The sequence below is a fragment of the Streptomyces sp. NPDC090022 genome (assembly GCF_044748145.1).
Lineage (GTDB): Bacteria > Actinomycetota > Actinomycetes > Streptomycetales > Streptomycetaceae > Streptomyces.
On the sequence record NZ_JBIVFN010000002.1, the window covers coordinates 350,295 to 366,585 of the forward strand.

General features: G+C 70.6%; 19 protein-coding genes and 1 pseudogene. 10 read left to right on the forward strand and 10 right to left on the reverse strand.

The genetic code is table 11. The annotated features are described in order from the left end of the window. Nucleotides 1–103: 103 nt before the first annotated feature. Nucleotides 104–772, reverse strand: coding sequence for a uracil-DNA glycosylase (locus ACIPXB_RS06135; protein ID WP_401445141.1), 669 nt, complete (start codon nucleotides 770–772; stop codon nucleotides 104–106). Nucleotides 773–1,375: 603 nt separating this feature from the next. On the opposite strand from ACIPXB_RS06135, the pseudogene ACIPXB_RS06140 reads away from it, so the two are divergent. Then, nucleotides 1,376–1,536 (forward strand): annotated as a pseudogene (locus ACIPXB_RS06140) (amino acid permease); the annotation flags it as partial. 43 nt (nucleotides 1,537–1,579) lie between these two features. On the opposite strand, the gene trxB reads toward ACIPXB_RS06140, so the two are convergent. The 3 genes from trxB to ACIPXB_RS06155 are packed head-to-tail and all read right to left on the reverse strand — an operon-like array spanning nucleotide 1,580 to nucleotide 3,665. Further along, on the reverse strand, nucleotides 1,580–2,566 hold the full coding sequence (trxB, locus tag ACIPXB_RS06145) for a thioredoxin-disulfide reductase (RefSeq protein ID WP_401445143.1): 987 nt from the start codon (nucleotides 2,564–2,566) through the stop codon (nucleotides 1,580–1,582). A gap of 4 nt (nucleotides 2,567–2,570) precedes the next feature. Next, a complete protein-coding gene (locus ACIPXB_RS06150) occupies nucleotides 2,571–2,990 on the reverse strand; it encodes an arsenate reductase ArsC (protein WP_401445145.1) in 420 nt (139 codons plus the stop codon). A gap of 42 nt (nucleotides 2,991–3,032) precedes the next feature. Further along, nucleotides 3,033–3,665: a low molecular weight phosphatase family protein gene (locus tag ACIPXB_RS06155; protein WP_401445148.1), complete on the reverse strand. Its 633-nt coding sequence runs from the start codon at nucleotides 3,663–3,665 to the stop codon at nucleotides 3,033–3,035. 76 nt (nucleotides 3,666–3,741) lie between these two features. On the opposite strand from ACIPXB_RS06155, the gene ACIPXB_RS06160 reads away from it, so the two are divergent. The 4 genes from ACIPXB_RS06160 to ACIPXB_RS06175 all read left to right on the forward strand — a co-directional run bounded on the left by ACIPXB_RS06160 (nucleotide 3,742) and on the right by ACIPXB_RS06175 (nucleotide 6,312). Beyond that, nucleotides 3,742–4,056: an ArsR/SmtB family transcription factor gene (locus ACIPXB_RS06160; RefSeq protein ID WP_401445150.1), complete on the forward strand. Its 315-nt coding sequence runs from the start codon at nucleotides 3,742–3,744 to the stop codon at nucleotides 4,054–4,056. A 40-nt stretch (nucleotides 4,057–4,096) separates the two neighbouring features. Continuing rightward, nucleotides 4,097–4,879, forward strand: coding sequence for an aquaporin (locus tag ACIPXB_RS06165; RefSeq protein WP_401445151.1), 783 nt, complete (start codon nucleotides 4,097–4,099; stop codon nucleotides 4,877–4,879). After that, the gene (locus ACIPXB_RS06170) at nucleotides 4,876–5,943 is read left to right on the forward strand and encodes an ArsO family NAD(P)H-dependent flavin-containing monooxygenase (protein ID WP_401445153.1); all 1,068 of its coding nucleotides are present in this window, start codon (nucleotides 4,876–4,878) and stop codon (nucleotides 5,941–5,943) included. The genes ACIPXB_RS06165 and ACIPXB_RS06170 overlap by 4 nt, the downstream gene beginning before the upstream one ends. 123 nt (nucleotides 5,944–6,066) lie before the next feature. Continuing rightward, nucleotides 6,067–6,312 carry a hypothetical protein gene (locus tag ACIPXB_RS06175; RefSeq protein ID WP_401445155.1) on the forward strand — a complete coding sequence of 82 codons (246 nt, stop codon included), beginning with the start codon at nucleotides 6,067–6,069 and terminating at the stop codon, nucleotides 6,310–6,312. 33 nt (nucleotides 6,313–6,345) lie between these two features. On the opposite strand, the gene ACIPXB_RS06180 is transcribed toward ACIPXB_RS06175, so the two are convergent. Together ACIPXB_RS06180 and ACIPXB_RS06185 are read right to left on the reverse strand one after the other, a co-directional pair. Continuing rightward, on the reverse strand, nucleotides 6,346–6,834 hold the full coding sequence (locus ACIPXB_RS06180) for a GNAT family N-acetyltransferase (RefSeq protein WP_401445832.1): 489 nt from the start codon (nucleotides 6,832–6,834) through the stop codon (nucleotides 6,346–6,348). 5 nt (nucleotides 6,835–6,839) lie between these two features. After that, nucleotides 6,840–7,214, reverse strand: coding sequence for an ArsR/SmtB family transcription factor (locus ACIPXB_RS06185; RefSeq protein ID WP_401445156.1), 375 nt, complete (start codon nucleotides 7,212–7,214; stop codon nucleotides 6,840–6,842). 107 nt (nucleotides 7,215–7,321) lie between these two features. On the opposite strand from ACIPXB_RS06185, the gene ACIPXB_RS06190 reads away from it, so the two are divergent. Both ACIPXB_RS06190 and ACIPXB_RS06195 read left to right on the forward strand, forming a co-directional pair. Continuing rightward, nucleotides 7,322–8,695 carry an FAD-dependent oxidoreductase gene (locus tag ACIPXB_RS06190; protein ID WP_401445159.1) on the forward strand — a complete coding sequence of 458 codons (1,374 nt, stop codon included), beginning with the start codon at nucleotides 7,322–7,324 and terminating at the stop codon, nucleotides 8,693–8,695. A gap of 206 nt (nucleotides 8,696–8,901) precedes the next feature. Continuing rightward, on the forward strand, nucleotides 8,902–9,993 hold the full coding sequence (locus ACIPXB_RS06195; RefSeq protein WP_401445162.1) for a GNAT family N-acetyltransferase: 1,092 nt from the start codon (nucleotides 8,902–8,904) through the stop codon (nucleotides 9,991–9,993). 71 nt (nucleotides 9,994–10,064) lie between these two features. Here the strand turns inward: ACIPXB_RS06195 and ACIPXB_RS06200 are convergent, their stop codons facing one another. Together ACIPXB_RS06200 and ACIPXB_RS06205 are read right to left on the reverse strand one after the other, a co-directional pair. After that, nucleotides 10,065–11,090 (reverse strand): hemolysin family protein, encoded by a 1,026-nt coding sequence (locus ACIPXB_RS06200; protein WP_401445164.1) that lies wholly within the window; start codon nucleotides 11,088–11,090, stop codon nucleotides 10,065–10,067. Beyond that, the gene (locus ACIPXB_RS06205; protein WP_401445166.1) at nucleotides 11,087–12,433 is read right to left on the reverse strand and encodes a hemolysin family protein; all 1,347 of its coding nucleotides are present in this window, start codon (nucleotides 12,431–12,433) and stop codon (nucleotides 11,087–11,089) included. Before ACIPXB_RS06205 ends, ACIPXB_RS06200 begins: the two co-directional genes overlap by 4 nt. Before the next feature lie 385 nt (nucleotides 12,434–12,818). Here ACIPXB_RS06205 and ACIPXB_RS06210 point away from each other — a divergent pair, with 385 nt between their 5' ends. The 3 genes from ACIPXB_RS06210 (at nucleotide 12,819) to ACIPXB_RS06220 (ending at nucleotide 14,743) form a co-directional block, all read left to right on the forward strand. Further along, nucleotides 12,819–13,040, forward strand: coding sequence for a hypothetical protein (locus ACIPXB_RS06210; protein ID WP_401445168.1), 222 nt, complete (start codon nucleotides 12,819–12,821; stop codon nucleotides 13,038–13,040). Between the two features lie 93 nt (nucleotides 13,041–13,133). Continuing rightward, nucleotides 13,134–14,156 (forward strand): sporulation protein, encoded by a 1,023-nt coding sequence (locus tag ACIPXB_RS06215; RefSeq protein WP_401445171.1) that lies wholly within the window; start codon nucleotides 13,134–13,136, stop codon nucleotides 14,154–14,156. Between the two features lie 131 nt (nucleotides 14,157–14,287). Next, nucleotides 14,288–14,743 carry a tellurite resistance TerB family protein gene (locus tag ACIPXB_RS06220; protein WP_401445173.1) on the forward strand — a complete coding sequence of 152 codons (456 nt, stop codon included), beginning with the start codon at nucleotides 14,288–14,290 and terminating at the stop codon, nucleotides 14,741–14,743. A gap of 63 nt (nucleotides 14,744–14,806) precedes the next feature. Here ACIPXB_RS06220 and ACIPXB_RS06225 read toward each other — a convergent pair whose 3' ends face one another. After that, the gene (locus tag ACIPXB_RS06225) at nucleotides 14,807–15,736 is read right to left on the reverse strand and encodes a M56 family metallopeptidase (protein ID WP_401445175.1); all 930 of its coding nucleotides are present in this window, start codon (nucleotides 15,734–15,736) and stop codon (nucleotides 14,807–14,809) included. A 5-nt stretch (nucleotides 15,737–15,741) separates the two neighbouring features. Further along, complete coding sequence (locus tag ACIPXB_RS06230; protein ID WP_401445178.1) at nucleotides 15,742–16,146, reverse strand: BlaI/MecI/CopY family transcriptional regulator; 405 nt, start codon at nucleotides 16,144–16,146, stop codon at nucleotides 15,742–15,744. Nucleotides 16,147–16,291 lie beyond the last annotated feature (145 nt).

The following is a 16,291-nucleotide window of genomic DNA, read 5'->3' on the forward strand; positions in this document are numbered from 1 at the left end:
GGTGATTGATCCCTGGCGGGGCGTGAACGATCAGGCCTGACGTGCCAGGGGAGGGAAGGCAAGGACCGTTGGTCCACATCTGCTGTCGGCGGCCTTGTCGTTGTCACGCTGCACGCAGCAGGTGTGCCGCTTCCTGAAGGACCTCCAGGATCTCCTGGCGCGCTGCGGGCCGCGAAGCGAAGACCCGGGGGCTGGGGTGCCAGGTGGGAAGGGTGTGTACCTTCGGCGCGTAGCGTTTCTGGTAGGCAGCCCATCCGGCTTGGGCCTTGCGTCCCATGGGAACGACGACCTCCAGCGAGGTCAGCATGGCCATCACCTCGTGGAGGAAGGGCGCTGCACGCTCGATCTCGGTCTTCCCCGGGGCGGCGATGCGGTCAGCAGTGCCGAGGTACCACGGCACCACGTTCCAGTGCAGTGACTCCTGGTACGGCAGGCCGGCCTCGGCGCGCAGCGTCCAGCAGTTCTGGGCGGTCATGTCGTCGTTGTCGATGGAGATGATGCCGCTGCCGGCGCGCCGCAGCCCTGCTTCCGCTCCCATGGACTTCTGGCCCGGGGCTTCCAGCAGGAACAGACTCCGGGCCCCCACGCCGGCGGAAGCGGGGTCGAACCACGGCACGGACTCGCCGTCCCCTAGCCGAGCGCGCAGGTTCTCCACCCAGTCGTTCAACGGGCGCACCACGGGATCGGTCCGCACTGCATCCAGCCGGGCACGCAGCTGGTCGGGATCACGCAGCGCACGAGGTGCCGTGGACCTGAACGCGTCATGAGACATGGGCCGCAGTCTGCCATCCCCGCTCACAACTGGGAGGGATACCGCAGTGTTGATCTCGATGCTGACTGCCGTGACTTCTCGGCAGGCAGTCGTACTGTCGGCCTGTGGCCTGCGAATCCCACTACGCTTCGCGCTCATGACAGACCAAGGGCGCTCTGTGCGCTGCGACCGTTGCGGTAGCCAGGGCCGCGTGTGGGGGCCTGGCCCTCATTTCTGCCGTAGGTGCGGGCTCATGGCGGGCATGACGGTGCAGCGGCCTGAGACGGGGGGACCTGATTGGCCTGCCATCGGACTGTTCGTCGGCCTCCTCGTGGTGGTGATGGTTGCCATCGCTTCCTGTAGTGCGCTTGTGGGCTGAGGGATGCGGTCGGGCCGGGTCTGGGGACGGATGGGGGAGGCCATTGCCGGCGCTCTCGTACCCACCTCCGAGTAGTTCGCCGACGCCGAGACTTATCCGGCAACGGGCCCGGACGAAGACCGGGCGGGCCGTACTGGTTATTCATCGGATTTGCAGTCGCTCGCCTGTAGTGCTCTTCCTGCCTCAGGACCAGTGGTTGCAGGGTGAGAGCGACGCCGTTGTCGCATCAGCAGGTGCCGCCGCCCGAACTCGTGGTGGGCGTCGTCGTGGCCGTACTCGCCTCGAGTGCCGACGTGCGCGGGGCGATCGGCTTTCCTCTTTCGGGGCGCTCGCCTACTGCGCCATCGCCAACGCCTCCGCTCGGACGTTGACTCCGGCCGAGAGCCGGCCGGTGCGGAGCATGCCGACCGGGGCCCGCTCGTCGAGTGGGCCCCACCAGTCTGCTCGAGTCAGACGGCTGCGGCCATCGGCTCGTCCTGCGTGCGCAGGGCGGCGAGGTACCGCTCGGCGTCCAGTGCTGCCGCACAGCCGGTGCCGGCTGCGGTGATGGCCTGCCGGTAGGTGTGGTCGACGACGTCGCCGGCGGCGAAGACGCCGGGGATGTTCGTCCGCGTGGACGGAGACTCGACGGTGATGTAGCCCTCGTCGTCGAGGTCGAGCTGGCCGGTGAACAGCTCGGTGCGCGGGTCGTGCCCGATCGCGATGAACAGGCCGGTGACGTCCAGGTCGCGGAGCTTGCCCGTGAAGGTGTCGCGGAGGACGACACCCGAGAGCATGCCGTTCGCCTCCTTGATCTCGGCAATCTCGCTGTCGAAGGCGAACGAGATCTTGTCGTCGGTGAAGGCGCGGTTCTGCATGACCTTGGAGGCGCGCAGGGTGGAACGGCGGTGGACGACGGTGACGGACTTGGCGAAGCGGGTGAGGAAGGTGGCCTCCTCCATGGCGGTGTCGCCGCCGCCGACCACGACGATGTCGCGGTCGCGGAAGAAGAACCCGTCGCAGGTCGCGCACCAGGACACCCCGCGACCGGACAGCTCTTCCTCCTTGGGCAGGCCGAGCTTGCGGTAGCCGGACCCGGTCGCCACGATCACCGTCTTGGCGCGGTGGACGGTGCCCTCGGAGTCGGTGACTTCCTTGATGGTGCCGGTGAGGTCGACGGAGATGATGTCGTCGTCGATCATCTCGGCGCCGAACTTCTCGGCCTGGGCGCGCATGTTCGCCATGAGGTCGGGGCCGTCGACCCCGTCGGGGAAGCCGGGGAAGTTCTCGACTTCGGTCGTGGTGGTCAGCGACCCGCCGACGAAGATGGAGCTGCCGAACAGCAGGGGCTTCAACTGGGCGCGGGCGGTGTAGAGGGCGGCGGTGTAGCCGGCGGGGCCGGAGCCGATGATGATGACGTTGCGTATGCCGTCGTCGGGAGCGGTCGCGTCGGTCACGGGATCAGTCCTGCTTCTTCGCGTCGATCTCGGCGATGAGACCCTCGATGAGGCCCTTGATCTCGTCGCGGATGGGGCGGACGGCCTCTACGCCCTGGCCGGCCGGGTCCTCGAGCTGCCAGTCGAGGTAGGTCTTGCCAGGGAAGTACGGGCAGGCGTCCCCGCAGCCCATGGTGATGATGTAGTCGGACGCCTGGGCGGCCTCGGGGGTGAGGACCTTGGGCTTTTGGTCGGAGATATCGATGCCCAGCTCGGCCATGGCGGCGACAGCGGACGGGTTGATCTGGTCACCGGGCATGGAACCTGCGGAGCGGACCTCGACGCGGTCCCCGGCGAGGTGGCGCAGGAACCCCGCCGCCATCTGGGAGCGGCCGGCGTTGTGGATGCAGACGAAGAGGACGGATGCGGCAGGGGTGGAGGACATCGTTCTTCCTTGGGGGTCAGACAACTGCGGGGATTGGCGGTTTCAGGCGCCGAGCTCGGTGAGCAGGTCGGCGATGTGGGCGTCGATGGCGTCGCGGATGTCGCGGACGACGGTGATCGGTGCGCCTTCGGGGTCGGGGACCGGCCAGTCGAGGTAGCGGCGGCCGGGCACGACGGGGCAGGCGTCGCCGCAGCCCATCGTGATGACGACGTCGGCGGCTTGGACGACTTCCTCGGTCAGCGGCTTGGGGTAGGGGTCGGCCATTTCCACGCCGGCCTCGGTCAGGGCCTGGGCGATGTGCGGCTCCACGTCGGCGGCGGGGTGGGTTCCCGCCGAGGAGACGGTGAAGCGCTCGCCTGCTCGGTGGGCGAGGAGGGCGGCGGCCATCTGGGAGCGGCCGGCGTTGTGGCTGCACACGAACAGCACCCGTGTCCGCGCGTCGCCCGCGATGCCGTGGGTGTGGGCGAGGGCGTCGAGGCGCTCGGCGGTCAGCCGTTCCGCGAGCACGATCAGGTGCGTACGGATGCGGGCGTGCTCGGCGAGCCGGGCGTAGGAGTCGGCGAGGAGGCCGAGGACGGTCTCCGGGCCGAAGTGTCCGGCGTACCGGGATGCGAGGCGGGCAGCCCCTGCGGCCAGGCGTTCGTCCGGCAGGCGGGGTGAGGAGGGCGTGGACATGGCGTTCCCGTTCAAAGGAGCCAATAGGGTCAGCTCGGACTGGTGTCAGCCCCAACTGATGTGACAGTATCAGTCCATGATGACGTCAGTCGACACTGATCTGATCCGGGTTCTGGCCGACCCGCTCAGGCTCCGGATCGTGACCCTCCTCGCCAAGGAGACGCTCTGCACCACCCACCTCGTTGAGGAGACGGGTGCCAAGCAGACCAACCTCTCCAACCACCTGAAGGTGCTCCGTGAGGCAGGGGTCGTCGATACGGAGCCCTGCGGGAGGTACATCTACTACCGTCTGCGCCCGGAAGTCATCGAAGCCCTCGCCGGTCAGTTCGCCGACCTCGCCCAGACCGCGCGTGCCACCGCCGAAGCGAACCTCAAGCGGTCCTGCCCTTAGCCTTCCGCGCTTTGCCTCACCTGCCCGAGGAGACCTTGCCTTGACCGCCACCGAGCCCGCCGCGAGCGACGCGATAGCCGCCGACACCGCTCCGCAGCCCGCGCCCGGCGCGACCCCGCCCCGCACCCCGCTGATCGCCCGTGCCGCCGCCGAGCTCGTCGGTACCGCCGCCCTGGTGGCGGTCGTGGTCGGATCCGGCATTCAGGCCACCGAGCTGACCCAGGATGTCGCCCTCCGACTGCTGGCCAATTCGACCGCCACGGTTTTCGGGCTCGGGGTGCTGATCGCGCTGCTCGGCCCGGTCTCGGGCGCGCACTTCAACCCGGCCGTGACGCTGGCCGAGTGGTGGACCGCCCGGCGTGGCGGTGTCGGCGTCACAGCGCGCGAGCTCGCTGTGTACGTCCCCTCGCAGGTCGTCGGTGCCATCGCGGGCGCGATCCTGGCGGACGCGATGTTCGGCGAGCCGCTGGTGCAGTGGTCCACGCACGACCGTTCCGACGGCAACCTGCTCCTCGGCGAGGTCGTCGCCACCGCCGGCCTGATCCTGCTGATCTTCGGCCTGGCCAAGACGGACCGGCTGCGCTTCGCCCCCGTGGCGGTGGCGTCGTACATCGGCGCCGCGTACTGGTTCACGTCCTCGACCTCCTTCGCGAACCCCGCCGTCACCATCGGCCGCGCCTTCACCGACACCTTCGCCGGCATCGCTCCCGCCTCCGTACTCGGCTTCATCGGCATGCAGCTCGTCGGGGCGGTCGTCGGCCTGGCCCTCGTGGCCGTCATCTTCATGCGAGGCAAGAGCGACAGCGGGACGCCTGCCGCATGACCCGGCGGGCGGATGTGGTGGTGATCGGCAGCGGCCAGTCCGGGCTCGCCGCCGGCTACCACCTGCGCCGTCTGGGCGTCGAGCACGTCATCCTCGACGCCCAGGTGGCACCGGGCGGTGCCTGGCAGCACGCCTGGGACTCCCTGCATCTGTTCTCCCCGGCAGCCTTCTCTTCTCTGCCCGGCCGCTTCATGCCGCCGCAGCCGGGCGAGGTCTACCCCGACGCCGGGCACGTGGTCTCGTACCTTGCCGACTACGAGAAGCGGTACGAGCTCCCCGTCCAGCGCGGTGTCCACGTCGAAGCAGTCCACCGGGACGGCGAGTTCCTGCGGGTGGTGACCGACACCGGCGGCTGGCAGGCCCGTGCGGTCATCAGCGCCACGGGTACCTGGTGGCGTCCCTTCATCCCGGCGGTCCCGGGTCGCGCAGACTTCACCGGCACCCAGCTCCACACGGTGAACTACCGCAGCCCCGGCGAGTTCACCGGGCGACGCGTGATCGTCGTCGGAGGAGGAAATTCCGGCGCCCAGATCGCCGCCGACCTCGCCCACTCCACTGAGCTGACCTGGGTGACCCAGCGCGAACCCCGGTACCTCGCAGACGACATCGACGGCCGGGCGCTCTTCGACCACGCCACCGCCCGCCGACGCGCCCTCGACGAGGGCCGCACCGACACCGGCGGTGTCGCCTCGCTCGGCGACATCGTCGCCGTCCCGCCCGTACGAGAGGCCCGCGACGCGGGCCTCCTCAAGGCCCAGCCGATGTTCACCCGCCTCACCCCGGGCGGCGTCGAATGGGCCGACGGCAACCGCGCCGAGGCCGACGCGATCATCTGGTGCACCGGCTTCCGTCCCGCCCTTTCCCACCTCGCGCCCCTCGGCCTGCGGGTGACCCGTGGGCACATCCCCACCGAGGGCACCCGAGCTGTCGGCGAGCCCCGTCTGCACCTTCTCGGCTACGGGGATTGGACCGGCCCCGCCTCCGCCACCCTCATCGGCGTCGGCCGCCCGGCGCGTGACGCCGCCCGCGAGATCGCCGCCCTCCTGGCCGCCGCTTCGGCGTAACCGAGAGCGGCTTGGCTACCGGGACATCAGGTCACGTGCCTACGCTGGATACAGGAGCGGCGATGCAGGTGCATGAGCCGGAGGCGACCTCATGAGCAACGGCATCATTTCCACATCGACCACGTGGGGCACTCGGTCAGCGCCACCGTCCAGACCGGCCACACCGCCGGGGTGGAAGTGCTCGTCGACGGCAAAGCGACCGGGTATGCCACCACACATGACGACCACCCCGTGACCGTGCACGTCGAGCTTCCGACGGACCCGCCGACGCAGGTCGCGGTACGGGCGACACCCGGTCCCGGTGTCCCTCGCTGCTTCTTGGAGCCGACCGGCGCGGAGCCGCAGGTCATGTCTCCGCGCTCCTACTGACCCTCCGCCGCAGGCCGGCCCCTGCCCCCTTCGTCAGGCGATGGCCGGGCTGCGACGCTCCAGCAGGACCACGTCCCGCCACGCGCCGTGGTGACGCCCGATGCGCTCACGGGTGCCGATGATCCGGAAGCCGGCGCGCTGGTGGAGGGCGAGGCTGGCGGTGTTCTCGGGGAAGATGCCGGACTGGATCGTCCAGATGCCCGCCCCTTCCGTGGACGCGATCAGCTCATCCAGCAAGGCGCGGGCGATCCCTCGCCCGCGAGCGCCAGGGTGGACGTAGACGGAATGCTCGACCACCCCGGCGTACGCGCACCGGTCGGAGACCGCACTGGCGGCGACCCAGCCCAGGACCTTGCCGTCCTCGCCGATGGCGGCGAAGCGGTGCTCGGGCAGCTTGGACGCGTCGAAGACCGTCCACGTGGGCGCGGCGGTCTCGAAGGTGGCGTTGCCCTCGTCGATCCCGGCCTGGTAGATCGCCAGGACCTCGTCCGCGTGTTCCGCAAGCAGCGGCGCGACTCGCATCCGCGTCACGCCCCCTTCGTGGCCGCGCTGGTCAGCAGGGCGCCCATCGCTGCGAGGACGGCGGGTTCGACCCGGTAGTAGACCCAGGTGCCGCGCCGCTCGGAGGAAAGCAGGCCCGCGTCCCTGAGCTTCTTCAGGTGGTGGGAGACGGTCGGCTGGGAGACCCCGACGTCGGAGATGTCGCACACGAAGGCTTCCCCGCCCGCGTGGGAGGCGACCAGCGAGAACAGTCGCAGCCGCACCGGGTCGCCGAGCGCCTTGAACATCTTCGACGTCCGCTCGGCCTCCTCCGTGCTCAGCGGCCGTTCGTTCAGCGGGGGACAGCAGGGCGCGACGGGCTCGCTGAGGAGGGGCAGCTCGACCGCACTCAGATTCGACATGTGTCGATATTGACATCGGTCGATGCTGTGGTGCAGGCTCCAGGAGTCGGCGATATCGACAAACGTCGAACCAGAAGATCGACGGAAGCCTGCCAATGGAGCCCCCGATGAGCGACAACACCGCCCCCGCGCCCCTTCCGACCGTGGTCATCGGCGCCGGCCCCGTCGGCCTGGCCGCCGCCGCTCACCTCGTCGAACGCGGCCTTGAGCCCCTGGTCCTGGAGGCCGGGCCGAGCGCGGGCACCGCCACCCGCGACTGGTCCCACGTACGACTGTTCTCCACCTGGGCCGAGGTCATCGACCCGGCGGCCGAGAAGCTCCTCGCCCCGACCGGCTGGGTCAAGCCCGACGGCGCCGCGTACCCGACCGGTGGTGACTGGGCGGAGAAGTACCTCCAGCCCCTGGCCGATGTGCTGGGCCGCCGGGTGCGCTACAACGCCACGGTCACGGGTGTCTCCCGTACCGGCCGCGACCGCGTGGTGGACGCCGACCGGGACGCCCAGCCGTTCACCGTCCACCTCAGCACCGCCGACGGCCGCGAAGAGCGGATCCTGGCCGCCGCGGTGATCGACGCCTCCGGCACCTGGTCGACGCCCAGCCCGCTCGGCGGCGACGGCCTCCCCGCCCTGGGCGAGCGCGCCGCCTCGGAGCGGGTCTCCTACCGCGTGCCCGACCTCAAGGACCCGGCTGTCCGAGCCCGGTACGCGGGCAAGCGCACCGCCGTCATCGGCTCAGGCGCCTCCGCCTTCACCGCCCTCGCCTACCTGGCCGACCTCGCGAAGGAGGAGCCCGGCACCCACGCCGTGTGGATCCTGCGCCGCGGCATCAGCGGCTCCACCTTCGGCGGCGGCGAAGCCGACCAGCTCCCCGCCCGCGGCGCCCTCGGTCTCGCGGCCAAGGCCGCCGTGGACAACGGATACGCCGACGCGGTCACCGGATTCCGCACCGAAGCCGTCGAACGGGACGCGGACGACCGCCTGGTCCTGGTCGGCGAGGACGGCCGCCGCCTCGACGCGGTGGACGAGGTCATCGGGCTGACCGGCTTCCGCCCCGACCTGTCTTTCCTCGCCGAACTCCGCCTCGGCCTTGACGAGCGCCTCCAGGCCCCCACCGAGCTGGCGCCGCTGATCGACCCCAACCAGCACTCCTGCGGCACCGTCTACCCGCACGGCGTGAACGAGCTCTCCCACCCGGAGCAGGGCGTCTACCTGGTCGGCATGAAGTCCTACGGCCGCGCCCCGACCTTCCTCGCCATGACCGGCTACGAGCAGGTCCGCTCCATCGCCGCCGCCCTCGCCGGTGATCGCGAGGCCGCCGAGCGCGTCGAACTCACCCTCCCCGAAACCGGAGTCTGCGGCGGCGCCGGCCTCTTCGACCAGCCCGAGGCCGCCGAGCAGAGCGGCGGCGGCTGCTGCGCCACCCCCGCCGCGACCACGCTGCAGATTGGCGTCGGTGCGCCCGTCTCATCGGGCGGCTGCTGACCGCAGTGCCGCCAACCCAGGCCGGCGCGGCCGCGACCGATGGGGAGGCGTCTTGGGGCGAACAGGCTGGCCTAGAGGCGCTGCGGGTCGTTGAGACAGTGGGGCCCACGTCTGTGCGCGCGTCGTCCGGCATGGCCTGACCCACTGCTCGCGTGGTGGGAGACGGGCTGCGGCCCCCACGAGTAGTCCACGAACCAGGAGCCGCAATGTCCGTCCAACGCATCGACGTGATTCACCCTGCCGACATGGGCCGGGCAGACCTTGAGCTGTGGGGTGAGCTGTGGGCCACGACGGCCCTGGTGGCCAATCCCTTCATGAGTCCGGAGTTCTGCCAGGCGGTCGGCCGTGTCCGGCCCGGTGCCAGGGTTGCGGTGGTGCGTCAGGGCGGAGAGCCGGTCGGCTTCTTCCCGTTCGAGCGAGGCCGGTGGGGCCGCGGCCGTGCGATCGGCTTGGGTGTCTCCGACTGTCAGGGCGCTGTTCTGCGCCCCGGAGTGAGCGTCGATCCGTATGAGCTGCTGCGCGCCGGCTCTCTGTCCGTCTGGGAGTTCAACCATCTCGAAAGCGGTCAGGACCTGTTCCTGCCGTATGCGACCGGGCGGTTCGCTTCGCCAGTCATCGATCTGGCCGGCGGCTACGCCTGCTACGAAGAGGTGCTCCGGGCAGGCTCCCGTCGGTTCCTGAAGTCGACCCTGGCGCAGGAGCGCCGCCTGGCGCGGCAGGTCGGGCCCCTGAGGTTCGTGTTCGACGACCGGAACCCGGCGGTCCTGCGGACCTTGATGGAGTGGAAGTCCGCCCAGTACCGCCGGACTGGCCGGCGTGACCGGTTCGCTCAGGACTGGATCAGCGGCCTGGTGCGTAATCTCGCCGAGACGGACGCACCCGCCTGCTCGGGCCTGCTGTCGGTGCTGTACGCGGGCGAGAGGCCTGTCGCCGCACATTTCGGTCTGCGCTCGCGCACCGTGCTGTCGTGCTGGTTCCCCGCCTACGACCGGGACGTCGCCAGGTACTCGCCGGGTCTCGTTCTCTACCGCCGCGTGATCGAGGCGGCTGCCGGCGCAGGCATCGACCTGGTTGACCTCGGCAGGGGCGACGCCGCGTACAAGGATTCGCTCAAGACGGGGGAGCTGATCGTGCACGAGGGCGCCGTACTGCGGCCCAGGCCGGGTGCGGCCCTGCACTGGCTCAGCCGCGAGCCGTCGCGTGCTGTCCGGCGGTTCGTGAGGGAGCGGCCCCAGCTCAAGGGCGCGGCCGTGCGCACCCTGCAGGCCGTAGGAAGGGTGCGAGACCGTTGCCCGTGAGCAGCATGCGGGCAACGGTCTCGCGGTCTCGGCATTCCGGGGTGGGCCGACGAGCGGAGGGCGTCCTACCGTCAGGCGCTCGGGTCGTGGGCCGCGCCCACGAGTTCTTCGAGCAGGTCCTCCATGGTGACGAAGCCGAGGACGGTGCCCTTGCTCCCGGTGACGGCCGCGAGGTGGGTGCCCGCCGCGCGCATGGCCGTCATGGTGTCGTCCAGCGGGGTGTCGAGTGCGACCTTGGTGATCGGGTGCAACGACGTTCGCGGGAAGGGCTGGTCGCGGTCGGGGACGCCGAGGGCGTCCTTGATGTGCAGGTAGCCCAGGATCTCCTCGCCGGGGCCGGTGACCGGGAGGCGGGAGAAGCCGTGGTCGGAGGCTGTCCGCTCCAGCGCGCGCGGGGTGATGTCGTGGCCGACGGTCACCACGCGCTCCAGGGGCACCATGACTTCGACGACCGGCCGGGTGCCGAGCTCCAGGGCGTCCTGGAGGCGCTCGCCGTCCTCGGGGCCGAGGAGACCGGCCGCGGACGAGTCCTTGACCAGGCGGGTGAGTTCGTCGTCGGTGAAGACCGAGCCGACCTCGTCCTTGGGCTCCACCTTCAGCAGCCGCAGCAGCGCGTTGGCGAAGGCGTTGATGCCGAACACGAACGGGCGCAGCGCCCGGGTCAGGGCGACCAGCGGCGGGCCGAGGAGCAGGGCGGTCGGCGCCGGGGCGGCGAGCGCGATGTTCTTCGGGACCATCTCGCCGACCAGCATGTGCAGGTACGTCGCCAGGGTGAGCGCGATGACGAAGGCGATCGGGTGGATCAGGCCCTCGGGCACACCGATGGCGTGGAACGGCGGTTCCAGCAGGTGCGCGATGGCCGGCTCGGCGACCGCGCCCAGCACCAGCGAGGAGACGGTGATGCCGAGCTGGGCGGTCGCCATCATCGCCGAGAGGTGCTCCAGCCCCCACAGCGTGGTCTTGGCCCGCCGGTTGCCCTTGAGTGCGGCGGGTTCGATCTGGCTGCGGCGCACGGAGATGAGGGCGAACTCGGCGCCGACGAAGAAGGCATTGGTGATCAGGGTGAACGCGCCGATCAGCAGCTGGATTGTGGTCATCGGACGTCCTTCCCGGAGATGGTGCCGTCGTCGGCGGAGGTCGCTGCTGGGGCGGTGATCGTGACGCGGTCCGCGCGGTGGTGCTCTATGTCGAGCACGGCGAGCGCCCAGCCGTCGACGGTGACGGTGTCGCCTTCGACGGGGATGCGCTCCAGCTCGGTGGCGATCAGGCCGGCGAGGGTTTCGTACGGGCCCTCGGGCACGTGGAAGCCGATCTCTTCCAGTTCGTCGAGGCGGACGCTGCCGTCGGCCTCCCAGACCTTGCGGCCATCCTGCTCGGGGCCCTCGATGAGGTCGGGGACCTCTATCGGGTCGTGCTCGTCGCGGACCTCGCCGACGACCTCTTCCACGATGTCCTCGACGGTCGCGACACCGGCGGTGCCGCCGTACTCGTCGATCACCACGGCCATGGTGCGGGCCTTGCGCAGCCGCCCGAGGAGGGTGTCCACGGGAAGTGAGTGCGGTACGAGCAGGGCGGAGGTCATCAGGTCCGTGACCGGGGTCTTGACCCGCTGCTCCTCCTCCAGCGCGAGGACGTCGCGGATGTGGAGGGTGCCGATCACCTCGTCGAGGGTGTCGCGGTAGACGGGGAAGCGGGAGATGCCGGTGGCCAGGGTCAGGTTCGCCGCGTCCGAGGCGGTGGCGTGGGCCTCCAGAGCTTGGACGTCCACACGCGGGGTCATCACGTTCTCCGCGGTCAGCTCGGCCAGGTGGAGGGACTTCACGAACAGCTCGGCCGAGTCCGCCTCGATGGCTCCCTCGCGGGCCGAGTGCCGGGCGAGAGCCACCAGCTCCTCCGGGGTACGGGCCGAGGCCAGCTCCTCCGCCGGCTCCAGCCCGAACCGGCGCACCAGGCGGTTCGCCGTGTTGTTCAGGTGCCGGATCAGCGGCGCGAACGCGGCCGTGAAGGCGCGCTGCGGACCGGCAACGACCTTCGCGACGGCCAGCGGACGGGAGATCGCCCAGTTCTTCGGGACCAGCTCACCCACGACCATCAGCACGACCGTCGAGATTGCCACGCCCAGCAGCGTCGCCGTGGTGGACACCGCCCCGGCCGGCAGGCCGACGGCCTCCAGCGGGCCGCGCAGCAGCGCGGAGACGGACGGCTCGGCCAGCATGCCGATCACCAGCGAGGTCACCGTGATGCCCAGCTGGGCACCGGACAGCTGGAAGGTCAGGCGCTTGGCGGCCTTCAGGGCGCCCTCGGCGCCCCGCTCACCGGCCGCGGCGGCACGTTCGAGTTCACTGCGCTCCACGGTGGTCAGCGAGAACTCGGCGGCGACGAACACCGCGCACGCCAGCGTCAGAGCGAGCGCGAGAAGAAGCAGCAGGACTTCGGTCACCGTGCCACCCCCGCTCCCGACTCAAAGGTTCTCGGGCAAGGCGTGGCACGGCTGGGACTGGGAGGTTCACCCATTGCGGGTCTGCTGCTCCTTCTTTGCTCGGTGGACCGGGCGGGATCCACGGGTCGTCTGGTGGGGAGAAGTGTCCCCGAACTCATCGTAAAGGGTAAGTAAAGTCCCTCGGCTGCTGAGTGGCGTGGCTCGCCGCGGGCGCGCCTTTCGGACTTTCTCCGGAATGTCGCCAGATCGCCTCCTGTGGCGGACCCTCGAACCCTATGCTTCTACAGTTGTGTAGAGAACGCGAGGGCCGGCGGGATCATTTCCGTCGGCGGGCCTGCCGCCCGCACGTCCCGTGTTCTTCCGCGATCCACTGGGAGGGGCAGTCATGGCTTCGATCGACCTGGACAAGATGCTGGACAAGGCGTGGGCGGACAAGAGCCTGCCGGAGATCCTCGCCGCGCCCGTCTCCGCGCTCAAGGGCGTCTCCGACCGGCAGGGCGACCTGCTCCAGGAGGCGTTCGGCATCAAGACCGTCGCGGACCTGGCCGACCTGAAGTACGCCCGCTGGGCCCAGGCCCTGGCCGCGCTGGACACCTCCGCGAAGTAACCCCTGCCCGGGCCGGCGCCCCCCCGCTGCGGCGGGGCGCCGGCCCGCTGCTTCAACGCACCGTACGCATCACATGAAGGAGTGGACGCCACGATGGTGTTCAAGCGACTGCTCGGCTCACTCGGTGTCGGCGGCCCGGCCGTGGACACGGTCCTGGACCCGGTCTCCGCCACCCCCGGTGGGACCCTGTCCGGACAGGTCGACATCAAGGGCGGCAGCGCCGACTTCACGATCGACCACATCACCCTGGAACTGATCGCCCGGGTCGAGGCCGAGTACGACCACGGCGAGTCCGAGGGCGCGGTGGTCTTCCACCGGATCGCGGTCGGCGGGAACTTCCGCCTCGCCGAGGGTGAGCAGCGCAGCATCCCGTTCGCCTTCCCGCTGCCGTGGGAGACGCCGATCACCGAGCTGTACGGGCAGCCGCTCGGCATCGTCCTGGGCGTACGCACCGAGCTCGGCGTGGCCGGCGCGAAGGACAAGGGAGACCTCGACCCGCTGACCGTCCGCCCGCTCCCGGCGCAGGAGGCGATCCTCGAAGCCCTCGGGCAGCTCGGCTTCGGCTTCAAGTCCGCCGACCTGGAGTACGGGCAGATCCACGGCACCGGCCAGCAGCTGCCCTTCTACCAGGAGATCGAACTCACCCCCGCGCCCGCCTATGCGCACCAGGTCAACGAGATCGAGGTGACCTTCCTCGCCGGCCCCGCAGGGCTGGAGGTCGTCCTCGAAGCGGACAAGCGCGGCGGCTTCTTCTCCGAGGGGCACGACGCCCTCTCCCGCCACACCGTGGCCCACGGCGATGTGCACACCGTGAACTGGAACGCCGAGGTCGACGCCTGGATCCGTCAGCTCGTGGAGCGCCGCAGCACCTACGGCTCCCACGCGCCGCATGCCGTGCACGGTGACCCGTACGCGGACAAGGGTCACGGCCACCACGGGCACGGCGATCACGGCCACGGCCACCGCTCCGGCCCGGGCATGGGCACCGTCGTCGCCGCGGGCGCGGCGGGCCTCGCCGTCGGAGTCGTCGGCGGAATGGTGGCTGCCGAAGTCGTCGATGAGGTGGGCGACTTCTTCGAAGGCGAAGACGAGGACGGCGGGGACGAGGAGGCGTAGCCGCTCCTCAGGGGGATCGAGGCGGCGGCCGACCGGCCCCTCCTGATAGTTTCTACATTGATGTAGAAACGCGGGTGCCTGGGCGGCCTACCGCCGGCCCATCACGCCTGCCTGACGCAAACGGAGTTGGCATGGCCCTGTGGGACCGCATCAAGGAGTCCGCATCGACGATGCAGACCCAACTGGTGGCGAAGAAGAACGACCTCAAGTCCGGCGCGTTCCGCGACGCGTCCATGGCGATGTGCGCGCTCGTCGCCGCCGCCGACGGCACCGTCGACCCTTCCGAGCGGCAGCGGGTCGCCCAGCTGATCGCCACCAACGAGGTGCTGCAGAACTTCGACGCCGCCGACCTCCAGCGGCGGTTCGAGGACAACCTCGACAAGCTGACCGCCGACTTCGCCTTCGGCAAGGTCAGCGTGATGCAGGAGATCGCCAAGGCAAAGAAGAAGCCCGCCGAGGCGCGCGCGGTCATCCAGATCGGCATCGTCATCGGCGGTGCCGATGGCGACTTCGACAAGACCGAGCAGGCCGTCGTCCGCGAAGCCTGCTACACCCTCGACCTGCCGCCCCACGAGTTCGACCTCTAGCGCCGAGACCGGCCGGGGCTGTCGCGTCACGCGGCTGCCCCGGTCGCCGGTCGCCCACCCGGACTACAGCGGGGCGGCCGCCTCCAGGATGAAGAACAGGGTGACGGCCGAGTTCGCCGAGGACAGGGCCGAGACGGTCGTACCGGCAGCGGCCCCCCAGGCAGCCATACCCACGGGCGTGAGGGCACGCGGCCACCACGACGTGCTCGGCGCAGGCCGCAGCAGCGCGGCCACCCGACGCGGAACGGGCCCGGCATCGGCGAAGCCGGCCAGCGTCGCAGCCGGGGCACCTCGCGAGACCAGCGCCGCCTTGCCGACCGCCCGTGCCACGGTGCGCCGACTGCCCACAGAAGCGGCGGCTTCCTCGTCTGCCCACCGCTCCGCAGTGAACGCCACCGCCGTCCGAAGCGGACGCAGGAACGGATTGGCCTGCGCTGCCAGCTGCACCGCCAGCAGGAACCGGTGGTGCCGCCCCGTCAGATGCGCACGCTCATGGGCGAACAGGGCCCGCCGCTCCCGCGAGCTGAGCAGTGCCAGCATCCCCGTCGTCACCACGACCCGGCCCCGGCGGCCGGGCAGCGCGTACGCGTACGGATCCTCGTCGGTGAGGACCGCCACCGAAGGGGACGGCAGCCCGGCCAGCGCCTGACCGGCGCGCAGCCGGATCCGGTGGTGCCGCCACGCCGCCCGCGCGCACGAAGCGACGACGACCAGCAGGGCCGGAATTGCAGCTCTGCCCGCGACCTCGTCGTACGGGACCGCCTCGCGCACCTCCGGATCGGACCAGCCGTCCGGCAGCGGGTTGCCCGGCAGCTGCGCGGTACCGACGACCATCAGCAGGGCCAGACACAGCGTGCTGCACACCGCCAGCACGCCCGCCACGGCGGTGAGCAGCCACGTCGCGGCCCGTGGGTGCAGGTGGTGCTCGGCAAGGCGCGCGATCGGCCACGCCGTCAACGGAAGGACCAGCGGCAGGAAGACGAAGACCCCCATGGGCGTCAGTCTTCCCCTTCCTCGGCGGCCTGCGCCAGCAGTTCCCGCAGCAGCCGCTCGTCTCCCGGAGGCAACGCGGTCACAAAGCTCGCCAGCACGGCCTCGCGGTCCGACTCCGCGTCCAGCACCCTGCGCATCCGCAGCGCCGCCAGCCCGGCCTCGTCGGCCACCGGCGTCCACTCGAACGAGCGCCCGGCCCGTTGCCGGGTGACTGCGCCCTTGGCCTGCAAACGGGTCAGGATCGTCACCACGGTCGTGTAGGCGAGACCGCCACCGAGCCGCTTCTGCACCCAGGCGGCGTTCACCGGCCCCGGAGCGTCATTCAGCGAGGCCAGCACCTGGCCCTCCAGCTCACCCTGCCCTCGTCGGGGGGAATCCTGCCCGGCACCGCCCTTGACCTGGTCCGCCATGCCGTCGACCTCCCGTCATCAGCCCGCCACGACCGCGGGGCGGTTCATCGTACTGGCGGCGTACCCCTGGCTGTCCGTCCATGTTCCCTGGCCGTTCGCCCGCCAGGCGCCAGGACGTAGGGACCCTGGTCCATATTTCTACAGT